Source organism: Devosia algicola (assembly GCF_028816455.1).
Classification (GTDB): domain Bacteria; phylum Pseudomonadota; class Alphaproteobacteria; order Rhizobiales; family Devosiaceae; genus Devosia; species Devosia algicola.
In genome coordinates this window covers 285,675-299,060 of sequence record NZ_CP118246.1, presented here as the reverse complement: position 1 = coordinate 299,060, position 13,386 = coordinate 285,675, and the positions used below count along the sequence as shown (strand labels likewise).

15 protein-coding genes are annotated in these 13,386 nt (G+C 57.4%); 8 read left to right on the top strand and 7 right to left on the bottom strand.

Going from position 1 to position 13,386, the window contains the following annotated elements; all coding sequences use genetic code 11:
* The first annotated feature begins 201 nt into the window (after nucleotides 1-201).
* Both PSQ19_RS01580 and PSQ19_RS01575 read left to right on the top strand, forming a co-directional pair.
* On the top strand, nucleotides 202-810 hold the full coding sequence (locus PSQ19_RS01580; protein ID WP_282219346.1) for a hypothetical protein: 609 nt from the start codon (nucleotides 202-204) through the stop codon (nucleotides 808-810).
* Nucleotides 731-1,657: an O-antigen ligase family protein gene (locus tag PSQ19_RS01575; RefSeq protein WP_282219345.1), complete on the top strand. Its 927-nt coding sequence runs from the start codon at nucleotides 731-733 to the stop codon at nucleotides 1,655-1,657. Before PSQ19_RS01580 ends, PSQ19_RS01575 begins: the two co-directional genes overlap by 80 nt.
* On the opposite strand, the gene PSQ19_RS01570 is transcribed toward PSQ19_RS01575, so the two are convergent.
* Both PSQ19_RS01570 and PSQ19_RS01565 read right to left on the bottom strand, forming a co-directional pair.
* A complete protein-coding gene (locus tag PSQ19_RS01570) occupies nucleotides 1,654-2,823 on the bottom strand; it encodes a rhamnosyltransferase WsaF family glycosyltransferase (protein ID WP_282219344.1) in 1,170 nt (389 codons plus the stop codon). The two genes, PSQ19_RS01575 and PSQ19_RS01570, sit on opposite strands and share 4 nt — an antisense overlap.
* 100 nt (nucleotides 2,824-2,923) lie before the next feature.
* Nucleotides 2,924-3,859 carry a glycosyltransferase gene (locus PSQ19_RS01565; protein WP_282219343.1) on the bottom strand — a complete coding sequence of 312 codons (936 nt, stop codon included), beginning with the start codon at nucleotides 3,857-3,859 and terminating at the stop codon, nucleotides 2,924-2,926.
* A gap of 241 nt (nucleotides 3,860-4,100) precedes the next feature.
* Here PSQ19_RS01565 and PSQ19_RS01560 point away from each other — a divergent pair, with 241 nt between their 5' ends.
* Nucleotides 4,101-4,976, top strand: coding sequence for a WecB/TagA/CpsF family glycosyltransferase (locus tag PSQ19_RS01560; RefSeq protein ID WP_282219342.1), 876 nt, complete (start codon nucleotides 4,101-4,103; stop codon nucleotides 4,974-4,976).
* On the top strand, nucleotides 4,973-6,235 hold the full coding sequence (wecC, locus tag PSQ19_RS01555; RefSeq protein ID WP_282219341.1) for a UDP-N-acetyl-D-mannosamine dehydrogenase: 1,263 nt from the start codon (nucleotides 4,973-4,975) through the stop codon (nucleotides 6,233-6,235). Before PSQ19_RS01560 ends, wecC begins: the two co-directional genes overlap by 4 nt.
* Here wecC and wecB read toward each other — a convergent pair.
* Nucleotides 6,208-7,383, bottom strand: a complete 1,176-nt coding sequence (gene wecB / locus PSQ19_RS01550; protein WP_282219340.1) for a non-hydrolyzing UDP-N-acetylglucosamine 2-epimerase — start codon at nucleotides 7,381-7,383, stop codon at nucleotides 6,208-6,210. The two genes, wecC and wecB, sit on opposite strands and share 28 nt — an antisense overlap.
* Before the next feature lie 458 nt (nucleotides 7,384-7,841).
* Between wecB and PSQ19_RS01545 the strand changes: the two genes are divergently transcribed.
* Nucleotides 7,842-8,525, top strand: a complete 684-nt coding sequence (locus tag PSQ19_RS01545) for a sugar transferase (protein WP_282219339.1) — start codon at nucleotides 7,842-7,844, stop codon at nucleotides 8,523-8,525.
* Nucleotides 8,526-8,536: 11 nt separating this feature from the next.
* Here the strand turns inward: PSQ19_RS01545 and PSQ19_RS01540 are convergent, their stop codons facing one another.
* Both PSQ19_RS01540 and PSQ19_RS01535 read right to left on the bottom strand, forming a co-directional pair.
* On the bottom strand, nucleotides 8,537-9,220 hold the full coding sequence (locus PSQ19_RS01540; RefSeq protein ID WP_282219338.1) for a hypothetical protein: 684 nt from the start codon (nucleotides 9,218-9,220) through the stop codon (nucleotides 8,537-8,539).
* Nucleotides 9,192-9,848 carry a polysaccharide biosynthesis/export family protein gene (locus tag PSQ19_RS01535; RefSeq protein WP_282219337.1) on the bottom strand — a complete coding sequence of 219 codons (657 nt, stop codon included), beginning with the start codon at nucleotides 9,846-9,848 and terminating at the stop codon, nucleotides 9,192-9,194. The genes PSQ19_RS01540 and PSQ19_RS01535 overlap by 29 nt, the downstream gene beginning before the upstream one ends.
* Nucleotides 9,849-10,043: 195 nt before the next feature.
* On the opposite strand from PSQ19_RS01535, the gene PSQ19_RS01530 reads away from it, so the two are divergent.
* From PSQ19_RS01530 to PSQ19_RS01520, 3 genes are all read left to right on the top strand, one after another.
* Nucleotides 10,044-10,811, top strand: a complete 768-nt coding sequence (locus PSQ19_RS01530) for a Wzz/FepE/Etk N-terminal domain-containing protein (RefSeq protein WP_282219336.1) — start codon at nucleotides 10,044-10,046, stop codon at nucleotides 10,809-10,811.
* 338 nt (nucleotides 10,812-11,149) lie between these two features.
* The gene (locus tag PSQ19_RS01525) at nucleotides 11,150-11,596 is read left to right on the top strand and encodes a hypothetical protein (protein ID WP_282219335.1); all 447 of its coding nucleotides are present in this window, start codon (nucleotides 11,150-11,152) and stop codon (nucleotides 11,594-11,596) included.
* Nucleotides 11,593-12,378, top strand: a complete 786-nt coding sequence (locus PSQ19_RS01520) for a CpsD/CapB family tyrosine-protein kinase (protein ID WP_282219334.1) — start codon at nucleotides 11,593-11,595, stop codon at nucleotides 12,376-12,378. The genes PSQ19_RS01525 and PSQ19_RS01520 overlap by 4 nt, the downstream gene beginning before the upstream one ends.
* A gap of 3 nt (nucleotides 12,379-12,381) precedes the next feature.
* Here PSQ19_RS01520 and PSQ19_RS01515 read toward each other — a convergent pair whose 3' ends face one another.
* Both PSQ19_RS01515 and PSQ19_RS01510 read right to left on the bottom strand, forming a co-directional pair.
* The gene (locus tag PSQ19_RS01515) at nucleotides 12,382-12,963 is read right to left on the bottom strand and encodes an HlyD family efflux transporter periplasmic adaptor subunit (protein ID WP_328517789.1); all 582 of its coding nucleotides are present in this window, start codon (nucleotides 12,961-12,963) and stop codon (nucleotides 12,382-12,384) included.
* A 50-nt stretch (nucleotides 12,964-13,013) separates the two neighbouring features.
* A complete protein-coding gene (locus PSQ19_RS01510; protein ID WP_282219332.1) occupies nucleotides 13,014-13,271 on the bottom strand; it encodes a hypothetical protein in 258 nt (85 codons plus the stop codon).
* Nucleotides 13,272-13,386 lie beyond the last annotated feature (115 nt).

Below are 13,386 nucleotides of genomic sequence, written 5' to 3'. Positions count from 1 at the left end.
TGGTAAAAGTAGAGCGTGAATTGGCAGAGGCGACAATTGCCGTAGTTGCTTAAGCCAATGTAGTTACTTCCGGTTTTTGGCGTTGGACGCCTAGACGGGCAGCTTCGAGCACTGGGTGTTTTTAGTGCCTAGGCTCCTATTAGCAATCGCCCGTTGCCGGGTATCCCAATAGTCTTGTGGGTGAAGATTGAGATCGCACCCATGTCGACACTCACCGCCAGTCGCGCTGACGCACGCCCGGAACGCACCCGCCTCAATCGCGGGGGCGATAGGCGCCCTGCCCGTGACGCGGACGTTGTGGACACCCACGCTGCAGTGCCTGGCGCGGTGATTTTTCTGCTCATCGCCTGGCTATTGCCGTGGGAATTTTACCTCGGATCCCTTCGGGTGACGCCCTATCGGCTGGTTCTGATCGGGCTGTTTGTGCCGTGCCTGATCTGGCTGGCACAGGGGCGTGCCGGCCGTCTCAGACTGGCGGACACGTTGCTTTTTGCCTTTTCATTCTGGTGTGTGGTCAGCCTGGGCATACTGCACGGCGCGGCCACGGCTATACAGACCGGCGGCATCCAGCTGCTGGAAACTGTGACGCCGTACCTGATCACGCGGTGCTGCATCAGAAACGCCGATGATTTCCGGGCGCTTGCGCGGCTGTTGACCTGGATTGTGCTGGCGCTGTTGCCGTTCGCGCTCCTTGAGTCCATATCCGGACGCAACATTTATCTCGAGTCTCATGTCGCAGGTCTTTCCCAGTATCGAAATTTCGTACAAGGAACCCCGTTGGGGCCTGCGGCGCGCGCAACTGTTTTTTGAACATCCCATCCTGATGGGGGTGTGCCTGGGCAGTGTACTGGCGCTGACGCATATGGTGGCGGGCCGGGACATGCGCTTCAGCCGCCGCTGGATGCACTCGACAATGGTTGCCTTTACCGCAGCGCTCTCCCTGTCGTCAGGACCGATGAGCGGCGTACTACTGCAATATTTGCTGATCGGCTGGAACTGGATGCTGAGCCAGATCAAGGCACGCTGGGGCATTCTTATCGCGCTCATCCTGATGTTCATTGTAGCGGTGCAGCTGTTTGCCAAACGTCCCCTGCCAAACATTCTGGTGTCCTTCGCCTTTGAGCAGGATTCTGGGTATTTTCGCATATTGATCTGGGAATTTGGCACGCAGTCGGTTGCCCGACATCCACTGCTTGGGGTTGGCTTGGGCAGTTGGGACCGACCCTCGTGGATGCCGCCAAGCATTGACATGTTCTGGCTCTACAACGCCATCATCTTTGGCCTGCCCGGCGGTCTGCTGATGATGGGATTTTTCATCGCCGCCGTTATTGCCATCGGCCGCGTGCGCAATCTGGATCAACGTCATTATGACTACCGCGCCGCATATTTGATTACCATGGCATCGTTTTTCGTGACCGGCTGGATGGTCCACTTCTGGAACGGCACATATGTGTTCTTCCTGTTCATGGTTGGGGCCGGGATGTGGATTCTTGATGCGCCACGGGCGGCCGAGGCACCCGCTATCGAGGGGAACACGAGGTCGAGACCGTCACGCGTCCAGCCACGAGCGGCGACTGGCAGGGGGACACCTGCTGAGCGGCGAACGCCACGTTCGCCGAGGACTCGCAGTCGTAACAGGGAGCGTTTGGCGCGCTAAGGCCCGGCGTTGAGCACACGTCGGATAGCCTGATCCACGACCGCGCCCGCGCTCTCCCAATCCAGACGATCCTGGCTTTCGGATGCAGCACGGGCATAGGTGTAAAAATCTGGCATGTCGACGATCTCGCTCAACGATCTGGCCAATGCCTGCGGGGTCGCGGCTGCATAATGTACATAGGGCGATTCGATGACCATGCGGTTATGGTAGGCATCATTGAGCACCGGGATGCAGCCGGCTGCCAGCATTTCGAGTGGTACAAGCGAGACGTTGGTCAGAGACAGGCTGAGGCCGGCAAAGCATTTATTATATATCTCGTTCAATTGCTCGGGTCTGACGAGGCCATGATTGATGGCACGGAATGGCAGTGGCCCCACATCCTCCCCATAGAGATGAATATCGATTTCGGGATGTTTGGCCGCGAAGGAACGCAGCGCCAATAAGCCAAGTTCATAGCCGCGACGCGGTGTGCCGGGGCGCGCGTAGAACGCTATGCCGTTGCGCGGGCCGTGCCGGTTTGAGTATTTTGTCGTGTCACAGCCGAACTCGAATGCGTCGGCGTTCATGGCGAAGTCATTGCCGAGCTTTTCGGCCAACCATCGACCAGCCGTAATGGCATGAAAACCCATGCGATAGGTGTTTTCAGCAAGAATTCTATCGGTGCTGACCGCATAAAAATCGGGTTCATAGTCTTGCACGAAGTAAAACCGCTTACCGCTGCTGGGCGTGGCGCAGGATGCGTATGCGGTAGGCCAGCTGGTGGCAAAAACGCCGTGAGCGTCGGCCAGTGATCCGTCGAAGCGCTCGACGGGTCCGTGAAACCCGTAATAATCGCGCAGAGCGTGAACATATTGATCAATGCTGCCAAGGCGCGCATCGTAAAAATAGACCCGATTGTGGTACCCATTGGCCTCAAGGTAGCGGATAATCCGGAATATGGTGGTGTGCCCGCCCGACCCCGGGTTTGGCGCCGTCATCAGCCAGTTCAGCGTGATTGCCTCGTCGGGTCCGGGTTTGGCGAACGAAGGCACAAACTGCTCGTCGAGGTCAGCGTTCAAAATATCGTCGTCGCGCACAATGCGGCGCGTGGTTGCCGGCTCTATAGCCGATGCGAGCCTGGCGCGAGTTCGATCAAGGGCACCAGCAAGACCCTCGTTGCGCAGCACCCACAACAATCGCCTTGCGCCGAGACTCAGCGGGTTTTTTCGCAATGACGATGTCATTTTATCACCGATCGCACGGTCCGCACTCCCGCCAACAGGCCGCTCAAGCATCGTGGGTACCAACGCGAAGCGTTGCCTTGACACCGGCGCGGTGCACCGCCGAACCGCCGACACTGCGGAGTGCCTCGCCAGTTAATACTGCGAGCCGAAACATTGTCGTCGCGATCGGGCCGTGGTGGCGTGCAAAATCCTTGATTCGATTGGCTGTCAGTATGGCATAGAGGCGACTGTTTTGAGCATAATCACCGCCGATGTGGAGAACCTCGGCGTCAGGTGCAAAAACAATTTCCAGGCCCGCAGCGCGTACACGCCGTTGAAAATCGACCTCTTCACTATAAAGAAAAAAGGTCTCGTCCCATAGGCCGACCAAATTGCGTGCCTCTGCCGAAATTGCCAAAGCGGCGCCACTTGCCCAGTCAACGGGTCGGGCACCGCTATAGTGGTCGCTGTTGCAGACGCACTCGCCCAAATCGAGGCCAGCACCCAGCCTGGTGCCGAGCAGCGCGTCCGCCCATGCGGTGCAAAGCGAGGGTTCGCGTCGAAGTGACAAGGTCAGGCTGCCATCTTCGTGCACCATTCTGGGTGCCGCGACACCGACACCGGAACGTCTTAGCGCCGCCACGAGCCGGGCGGCGACGCCAGGTGACAGGCGAATGTCGGGATTCAGCAGCAAGATGTCAGCGTCTTTATCGATGGTTTCCAAGGCAGCATTGATGCCAGCGGCATAGCCACCATTGTAACCGGTGCGGATAATGCGGGTGGCCAGGGGATGGGATTGCGCGATTGCCAGCGAATTGTCCGAGGACGCGTTGTCGGCGATGACAATTTCGGTTTGCGAGATGCCCTCAAGCCCCGTCGAAAGAGTGTCAAGCAGGCCCCCAAGCGTATCGGCGCTGTTATAGGTGACGATAACCACCGCCAACGTTCGATCGCTTGTGTCACCGATAACCGCACTGTCGACGCTGGTTTTTGGACTCACACTTTCCCCTTCCCGTTGATCTTTCAAAACTATTGTTGAGGCGACACGGGGTGAACTACGGATTTTAGGCTAGATTGCTGCCGTTCTGCTTAGCCACTACATAAGGTGAGGCACGCTGGCCGGTCCTGCGACCTAATCTTGGGCTAAGGGGCATCAATATTACTCCCCTTGCAGACCGGAGCGATTGATTGCTGACCTATGGCACCTCCTCCTAACCTCACCATCAAATTGGGAGGCTTGGATGTCATTGAATCTGAACGCATCGGGGGAGTTATCAGCCGTTGATGGTTCAGCGCATGGCCCACGCAGGTTGCTTTACGGCCTTTATGTCGATGGCATGCGCATGGAGGAGACGGTCGAACGCTGCAAGCAGGCGATCCAGAGCCACACGCCGTTGCTCGTTGGCGTGCTGAACGCGGCAAAAATTGTCAATCTTCGCCGCGACCCAGGTCTGCGTGAGGCGATCCTTGATTGTGACCTGCTGTTGGCTGACGGACAATCGATTGTCTGGGCCAGCCGATTGCTGGGTAAACCACTGCCCGAGCGCGTGACCGGTATCGATCTGTTTGAGCAATTGCTTGCACTGGCCGATGAACAGCGGCGCGGTATCTATCTTCTTGGCGCCAAGCCTGAGGTTTTGACGGCGCTTGAGGCCAATATCGGCAAGCGCTGGCCCGGCGTCCGAATTGCTGGCAGCCATCACGGGTATTACAGCGACGGCGAGGCTACGAACATTGCAGAAGACATTCGCACCTCTGGCGCCGATATGCTGTTTCTCGGCATGGCCTCGCCGAAAAAGGAAATTTTTCTCAAACGGTTCCGCCATGAACTCAATGTGCCGGTGCTGCACGGGGTTGGTGGCTCGTTTGATGTTCTTGCCGGCCTGACAAAACGCGCACCGGCGAGTTGGCGACGGCTTGGCCTCGAATGGGCCTATCGGCTGGTGCAGGAGCCGGGCCGACTGTGGAAACGCTATTTAATGACCAATAGCGCCTTTTTGGCGTTGACATTGCGCGAGGCGATACGGCCAGCGGCACCGCTTGATCCTGGTGTTCCGCGCCGTCAGACCAGCGCAGCCTCCCCCTTGATATTGAACGCACACCTTAGGATGACATGATGTTGAACGAAGTATTCAGTGGCACTCTGGTGGTGGTTGGAATGGGCTATATCGGCCTGCCCACAGCGACGGTTCTGGCAACGCGCGGCGTCAAGGTGATCGGGGTGGACGTCAATCCACGCATCGTTGAAGCGATATCACGCGGTGAAACGCCGTTTATCGAACCGGACCTCGCCGTGGCCGTCAGTGGCGCGGTCGCCATGGGGCGGCTATCGATGTCGCAGGACGTTCCAGAGGCTGATGCCTATATCATTGCCGTTCCGACACCATTCCTCGACGATCACACTGCGGATCTTTCCTATATCCAGTCAGCCGCCGAGCAGATCGCCCCGCACCTGAAGCCCGGCGCAATCGTGGTGCTGGAATCGACTAGTCCGCCCGGCACGACCGAGAAAGTGAGCCGCTGGATCGGCGCGCTACGACCCGATCTCAAAATGCCCCATGTTGCCGGTAGCATTGCCGATATATCTGTAGCCCATTGTCCCGAGCGCGTGCTGCCGGGTCGTATCATGATCGAAATGATCACCAATAACCGAGTCGTTGGCGGGTTAACCTCGCAGTGCGCAGCCAGGGCGGCGAGTATCTATCGGGTGTTCTCACAGGGTGAAATCCTGTTGACCGACGCCGCCAGCGCCGAAATGGCCAAATTGGTCGAAAACTCTTATCGCGACGTCAATATCGCTTTCGCCAATGAGTTGTCGCTGATCTCGGAGTCGCTGGGGCTGGACGTTTGGGAAGTGATAAAACTCGCCAACCAGCACCCGCGCGTCAATGTGCTGTCGCCGGGTCCGGGCGTTGGCGGGCACTGCATACCGGTCGATCCGTGGTTTATCGTGGCCGCAGCGCCAGAACTGGCTCGACTGATCAGAACCGCCCGCGAAGTGAATGATCACAAACCACATCATGTGGCGGATCAGGTCATCGCCAAGGCGCGGCGCTTTGTGTCGCCTTCGATCGCCTGCCTGGGGCTGACGTTCAAGGCGAATGTCGACGACGTTCGCGAGAGCGCCGCTGTCGAGGTTGTTGGCTTGATTGCCAGCGCACTGCCCGAGTTCGAGATCATGGTGGCGGACCCCTATGTGGATGAATTACCGCCAAAGCTGACCAGCAATGCCAATCTTCGCCTGGCCAATGCCGGTGAAGCCGCAGATGCCGCTGACATTATCGTATTGCTGGTCGAGCACGAGGCCTTCAGGCCGCTCCGTCACCTTCGGCAGAATGGCAAGGTGGTTTACGACACGCGTGGTGCCTGGGCGTGAGCCTCGTTGGTGCTGGCAATAAAATCTCGCGGTCGCATGGCGTGGCCGAAATAATGCTCAATTGACTGTACGCAGCGATCTGCCGCGTGGCCGTCGCCATATGGATTTACCGCCTTTGCCATGGCGTTATAGGCGGCCTTGTCGGTCAGCAGCTTGCTGACCTCATCAATGATAAGCGCTTCGTTTGTTCCCACCAACTTGACGGTACCCGCCGATACCGCCTCGGGCCGTTCGGTCGTTTCGCGCAAGACCAGCACTGGTTTGCCAAGACTCGGCGCTTCTTCCTGCACGCCGCCGCTATCAGTCAGGACAAGTTCGGCCGTGCGCATGGCACCGACAAAATCACTGTAGCTGAGCGGCTCTGTGATCAGTACATTGTCGAGTGATTCAAGCGGGGGCAGCAGAATTTCGCGTACGACCGGATTCAGGTGGACAGGCAAGACCAGATGCACATCGGGAAATCGACGGGCGATCTCGGCCATCGCCCGCGCCGTGCGTCGCATCGGTTCGCCCCAAGACTCCCGCCGATGGGCTGTAAAAACTATGGTGCGCTTGCCCATGATCTTGCGTAGATCGGGATTATCAGGCGGCAGTCGCCGCGCGGCGATTTCAAGCAGGGCATCAATAACGGTATTGCCAGTGACACTTATGCGCTCGGCGGGAATGGCTTCTCGCAGCAGATTCTGACGCGATATATCGGTCGGTGCCAAATGGAGCGAGGCGAGTTTGGACACCATGCCGCGATTCATTTCCTCGGGGAACGGATTGTAGATATCGCCGGTCCTCAAGCCCGCCTCGACGTGGATGACGGGCACTTTTTGATAAAAGGCAGCCAGTGCCGCCGCAAAGCATGTTGTTGTGTCACCCTGAACCATCACCGCATCGGGCTTTTCCAGTGCGATCACGTCCGACACGCCTTCAAGAGCGCGACAGGTGATGCCCTGCAATTGCTGCCGTTCGGCGATGATATTGAGGTCGTGCCGGGGCTGGATGCCAAACAGCTGATTGACCTGGTCCAGCATCTGACGATGTTGACCGGTCACGGCCGCCACGACGTTGAGATATCTGGAACCGTTCATGGCGGCAATCAGAGGCGCGACCTTGATCGCCTCAGGCCGTGTTCCATAGATGACAAGGATTTTGCGCATGGCTTACTCCCCATTCGGGCCCCGGCAGGGGCAGCATGAAGGGTAGAGCGGCGATTTCGCCTGAAAAATACGCCGATGGCACTATGCGGTTGGGCTGGCGCGGTTCGTGTGGTGCCACCGCCTACATCGCTGCCATCTATCGGCTAGGTAAGGGCACGCCATCCTGTTTGATCGGGGTAGCGATGGTATGGTTAATAAATCGTTAAGGCTATCTCTGAGGCTCCCAGCCGCTCGAACAAAGTAGCGAACAGAGAAATATAGTAATAAATTCAGTGACATCCCACCGAGCACCAGCGCTGCGTAATCCAATATGTTCGGTATTCCAATTTTATGGAAAGTCTAAGCTTTGGGCACAATAGGTGCTCGATAGCATTGAAATTCAGAGGTGCGCGGCAACTCGCCGAGCGCACAAAATCTGAAACCAAAGCATCGCTGCGCCGCCATGACGCGAGGGCGAGATGCTTTACGAGCTACCCTGGAAACAGACGAATGCCGGCATTGTGCTGGCGTCGGGAAAACCGACGACGAAGCGCGGTGTCATATTCTATGGCGTTTTCAAGCGTGTTCTTGATATCACCCTGGTCATACTCGCACTGCCTGCGGTGTTGCCGGTCGTGATCATACTGGGCGTGCTGGTTGCCGCTGATGGCGGCCCTGCCCTCTACAGCCAGCCCCGCGTTGGTCGCAATGGCAAAATCTTCAAATTCTGGAAATTGCGTTCCATGGTGCCCAACGCCAAGTTGGAATTGGAACGTTATTTGGAGCGCAGCCCCGAGGCGCGCGAAGAATGGGAAACAACCCAAAAGCTCAAATGCGATCCAAGACTGACCTTTGTCGGGCGATATCTGCGGCGTTATTCGCTCGATGAATTGCCCCAGCTATGGAACGTGTTGGTGGGCGACATGAGCCTTGTCGGTCCGCGACCAATGATGCCCGAGCAGCGCACGCTATATCCAGGCACAGCCTATTATAGTCTGCGTCCAGGCCTCACGGGCCTGTGGCAGATCAGTGCCCGGAACTGCAGTTCCTTTGCGGCGCGTGCCGAATATGACAATAGCTATGCGATGACGGTTTCGGCGAGCACTGACATCAACATCCTGTTCAGAACGGTGTCGGTGGTATTCCGGGGAACGGGCTGCTGAGGCAAACGGCTTTACGCAGTTTTTCCTATTGGTCCACCGGCATTGCCGTGGCGTCGCTGCCGGGCTGCACCATCTGAGTTGTAACTCGGACAAGATCGCCCGGCATCAGCAGGCTGGTATCGGTTGCGTCCAGCACGCGCGATCCCCCGTCCTCCTGTCGCACAAGGGCAAAGCTCAGACTGATCTGCACGAGTCTCTGCGAGCTTGGCGCTTTCCTCAAACTCTACCGATTGGCGCATCATGCGCATCGTTGTTACCTGACTGAGCGTGAGCCTTTCGAGCGACGCCTGTTCGGCTTGTAGCTGGATTGACGCCTCCGATTGCTGCTCGTCCTGCAATTTGGCCAGATCACGCTGCGACCGGTTGAGGTTTTCACGCGCGGTCATGGTGGCAATGAGGTTGTCCAGCTTGTCAGAGCGGAGGTCAGCAAGGATACGTTCGGCGTCCGAGAGGCGGGACACGGTCGCTGAGCCTGCATTGACCAACCCTTGTATAGCGTCCACCTGCTTTTGCGCCCTGGCAATTTGTTCGTCGATTGCCTGCTCTTTCTGGCCAAGCGCATCAATTTCAGCATTGTAAAGTTCTGCGAGTTGCACCAGCCCGGTCTGCTGACGTTCAAACCCGTTCATATGGGCGAGAAAAATCCGGCGTTCCTGCTCCATAAGTTCAGCGACAGTGGGGTCTTGAGGGTCCAATTCGGTTGGAAAGGCTCAGCGTCTCCTGGCGAGCGAATTCGCTCTTGAGCCGTCCGAGCCGCGCCTTGGTGCGTAAAATGTCGCGCCCATAGCCGTTCAAGTCGGCCTCAAGCTTGATCGTATCGGAAAGCCGGTCAGTGGATTGGGTGCGGCGCTCCCCACCGGCAAGTGCCAGTGCCTGAGCCACAGTCATACCGGGTCGGAACGGATATTGACCGGGCTTATCGACGCCGCCAACCACATAGACAGGCGGATATTCGACTATCTGGACCGAGGCGTCCGGCGCATCGAGCAGACCCAATTTGTCTTTCAGTCGCTGACCAATTTCGATACCCAGTGCCTGGGCGCTGAGGCCGCCGACATCAATTGTGCCGAGCGTTGGCACCGCCACGGTGCCATCCGGCCCCACTTCCAGATCACCGCCCAGCGCATCCCAGCGCTTGTAGTCGCCGGTGGCTGGCACAAATTGAACGACGGCCAGCCGCAGCTTGGTTAATGGCACGAGGCCAATTGTTTCAGCGGCGAGGATTGCCGTGGAGGATGCTGCCATAAGCAGCCCGGCCAAGAGAAAGCGGCATGAACCCGCCTGAAACTGGCGCTTTGACCACATGAAAAGTCCCTCACTCACTACCACAATGCCGCCCTAGAGTACTTCGCCTGCTCGCAATAAAGAACCGACTAGAGGGGATTAACTCGTTTGACCTAAAGGAGTGCCCGCATCGCCCGTGTTGACGATAGATGCGCTCTAGTCCGTTGAATAAGGTCGTCATTTGTTGGGTTTGCATTGATGGCAAATCGCGTGGCATGAAACGGATGAACGACAGTGAACGCCCTTAGTAACATCGACCTCAGATTCTATATGTGGCTGTTCGTTCGCCGCCTGCCACTATTCCTATTTGTGGCGGTTGTGACCGGCGCCGTTGCAATTGCCTTGACGCTCTATTTGCCGCGCTCATATCAGGCAACGGCAAAAGTTTTGGTGGAATCGCCGCAAATTCCGACGGACATGGCGAAATCGACGGTACCCACAGGCGCCGCCGAGCGGTTCCAGATTATCCAGGAAGACGTATTGTCTCGCCATAGCCTGCTGGCGTTGGCAGACCGATTTGATGTCTATGAAAACATGGCCGAGATGACCAGTACGGACATGTACGATGATATGCTGACCCGAACGAGCATCACCCCGGTGCCTGTCGAGGTGCCAAGCGGGGGGAGCGCGGCAACCGTGTTTCATATCTCGTTCAAGTCGGATCAGCCTGAGGCGGCCGCCAGGCTGGTGAATGATCTGGTGGCAACAATTTTGGAGAAGGATGTTGAACTGCGTACCGCGAGGGCAACTGATACCGTTGCCTTTTTCAGTCGCGAGACGCAACGGCTCGATGACGCATTGCGGAGTGTCGACAGCCGTATCCTGGCGTTCAAAAACGAGCATATAAACGCTTTGCCGGACAGCGTCGATTTCAGACGCAACCAGCAAACAGGCTCAACAGCAGCGCCTTCTGGCGCTCACCCAGGAAGAAGCGATATTGAACAAACGGCTGGTGGATATGCCACTGCGTCCGTTCGACAGTGCGATACCGGCCTCCCCTGAGCAACAAACGCTTCAGACACTGCGTCAGTCGCTGGCCCAGCAGCAGGCGCTTTATTCGGACGACAGCCCGACAATCAGGGCGTTGCGGGATCGGATATCGACGCTTGAAAGCTACATTGTAGAGCGGGCTAACGCTAGCCAGGGCATTTCCGGCCAGCCCTCAAGTCCGCGCGATTTCGAGATCGCTGATATCAAGGACAGGATCGCGGTGATTGCAAACGAGCGCCGCACAATCGATCAAACCATATCTGATTTGGGCAATTCGATTGCCCAGACTCCGACCAATGAGACCGCTCTTAACTCGCTGCAGCGGGACCATCAAAACCTGCAGGCGCAGTATGACGCCGCGGTGTCGCGTCTCGCTGAAGCCTCTACGGGGCAGCAGATCGAGCCTGTTGTTCAAGGGCGAACGGCTGTCATTGATCGAATCGGCCATGCCGCCGCAGCAGCCGCTTGGGCCGAAACGACGGGTTTTGCTTCTGGCCAGTGCCGCTGCTGCATTGTTCATGGGACTGGTCGCGGTGGCTGTCCCCGAATTTCTCAATCGGCGGATACGGCGACCGGAGGATCTCAGCAACAAATTGCAGATCGTGCCGTTTATCACGGTACCCTACATCGAACGCCGGTCCTTTGGCCCCATGCGACTGGCAATGTTGATCGGCATTATCGCCATATCTGCGCTGGTCCTGGTAACGGAAACCAATTTCGCACCGGTCAACACCCTGATGAGTCAGACGAGCGCCAACTTCCTACCTTCATTTGATACCGCCGAGGACACGCCATGATCAGCGAACGCATGACAGAGGCGAGAGCCGAGCTTGGCACGAAAGTCAGCCCAATCGGTTCGATGCCAGTGCCTTGGCCGCGGCTGGAATCCCTATCGGTGGATCCCAAATGGATGGATAGCCAACGGTTGGTATCGTTCAGGCGCAATAATCCGGCGGCCGTCAGCTTCGACATCATGCGCACCAAGGTGCTGAGAAGCGCCCATGAGAAGGGCTGGCGAACCCTTGGGGTTACCGCACCAACGAGCGGCACCGGCAAATCCACAGTCACCGCCAATCTGGCGATTAGCCTCGCCAAGCACGAAAAAATAAAGGTTGGCCTGATTGACCTTGACCTACGCCGACCCCGTATCGCTCGACTGTTTGCCCATTCTTGCCAATATGGCACTGATGAATTCCTGCGCGGTGAATGTCTGATCGAGGACTTTTTTGTTCGGCTAGGCGACAATCTGGCGATTGGTGCCAGCCAGCATGCCGGTGGCAGGGATGCTGCCGAAGTTCTTCACGGGCAAAGCGCTGTACAGGTGTTGAAGCGGGTTCGAGAGGAACTCGGGGCCGATATCATCCTATATAACCTGCCGCCGCTGTTGGCGGGTGACGACTGCATCGGCCTGTTGCCACGCATGGAGGCCACTTTATTGGTCGTGGGTGCAGAATCCAGCACCGTTGCTGATATTGACGTTTGCGAGCGCGAGTTACAAACCCATACCAACCTACTCGGCGTTGTGCTCAACAAGTGTCGTTACAAGGCAGACCAGAACAACAATTTTCAGGAGCCTTGAGGCCTAATTTTCGCGGAATGTGCGGCTAAAGCGTTCTTCGATTGGCGCCATGAGATAGGACCATACGGTTCGCTCCCCGGTCTGAAAGAAACTCTCCGCCGGCATGCCGGGAACCAACGCCGCGTCGCCGGGGAGCTTGTCGCGTTCATTATCCGCAATGTCGATGCGAACGCTGAAATATTGCGCCCCAGTAGCCGCATCCCGGATCAGGTCGGGTGAGATAGTGTTGACGCTGCCTACCAGATTTGGCGTGGTGCGCGGGTCGAAACTGAGCATTCGAACCTCGGCCTCCTGACCAACATGCAACTTGTTAATTTCGAGCGGGCTAACACGCATATCGACCAGCAAGTGCTCCTCTTCGGGCACGATCAGCATTAACGTATCGGCGGGCGCTATGACGCCGCCCACGGTCTGGACAATGGATTCGTGGACAGTGCCGGCGATAGGCGCACGGATTTCCAGACGCGACAGCCGCGCCTTTGTGGCAATCATCTTTTGCATCAACTCGGCAACGGTCTGCGACGTGGTTTGAAGATCGGCAAGCGCTTTTGCCTGAAATTCGCTCGTTACTTGACCTGCCTGTATTTCCAGTTCTGAAATAGATGCCCTGGTTGCCGCGATGGTGGCCTGTACGCTCAGGATCTGGCCGGAAAGTTCGGCCTCGCTGCGCCTTTGCTCGTTAAGCCGCTGATTTGAGCTAAGTTTTTTTCAAACAGCGCTGCCTGCTGTGCAATTTCTTCCTGAACCAGTTTCATCTGCCCATTGTAGGCGGTCAGCTGTGCCTCATAGCCATCAATGACGGATCGTTTTTCATCAATCAGCTGTTTGAACCGTGACACTTCGTTCTCGAGTGCCCTGCGACGAGACTGGCGCAGGGTTTGCTGATCGGCCATGACAATGGACAGTTTTGGGTCGGGCGGCCAGTTTTCGGCAACGGCGGGCACCAAAATCATTGATTCACCGCTAGCTTCCGCCGCGAGCCGGGCCCGATTGCCGATGCCTTCGCGA

Bases quoted from the DNA above. Each gene is read 5' to 3' on its own strand.
- PSQ19_RS01580 (WP_282219346.1), top strand. From the start codon at position 202: ATGTCGACACTCACCGCCAGTCGCGCTGACGCACGCCCGGAACGCACC.
- PSQ19_RS01575 (WP_282219345.1), top strand. From the start codon at position 731: ATGTCGCAGGTCTTTCCCAGTATCGAAATTTCGTACAAGGAACCCCGT.
- PSQ19_RS01560 (WP_282219342.1), top strand. From the start codon at position 4,101: ATGTCATTGAATCTGAACGCATCGGGGGAGTTATCAGCCGTTGATGGT.
- wecC (WP_282219341.1), top strand. From the start codon at position 4,973: ATGATGTTGAACGAAGTATTCAGTGGCACTCTGGTGGTGGTTGGAATG.
- wecB (WP_282219340.1), bottom strand. From the start codon at position 7,383: ATGCGCAAAATCCTTGTCATCTATGGAACACGGCCTGAGGCGATCAAG.
- PSQ19_RS01545 (WP_282219339.1), top strand. From the start codon at position 7,842: ATGCTTTACGAGCTACCCTGGAAACAGACGAATGCCGGCATTGTGCTG.
- PSQ19_RS01525 (WP_282219335.1), top strand. From the start codon at position 11,150: ATGACGCCGCGGTGTCGCGTCTCGCTGAAGCCTCTACGGGGCAGCAGA.
- PSQ19_RS01520 (WP_282219334.1), top strand. From the start codon at position 11,593: ATGATCAGCGAACGCATGACAGAGGCGAGAGCCGAGCTTGGCACGAAA.
- PSQ19_RS01510 (WP_282219332.1), bottom strand. From the start codon at position 13,271: ATGGCCGATCAGCAAACCCTGCGCCAGTCTCGTCGCAGGGCACTCGAG.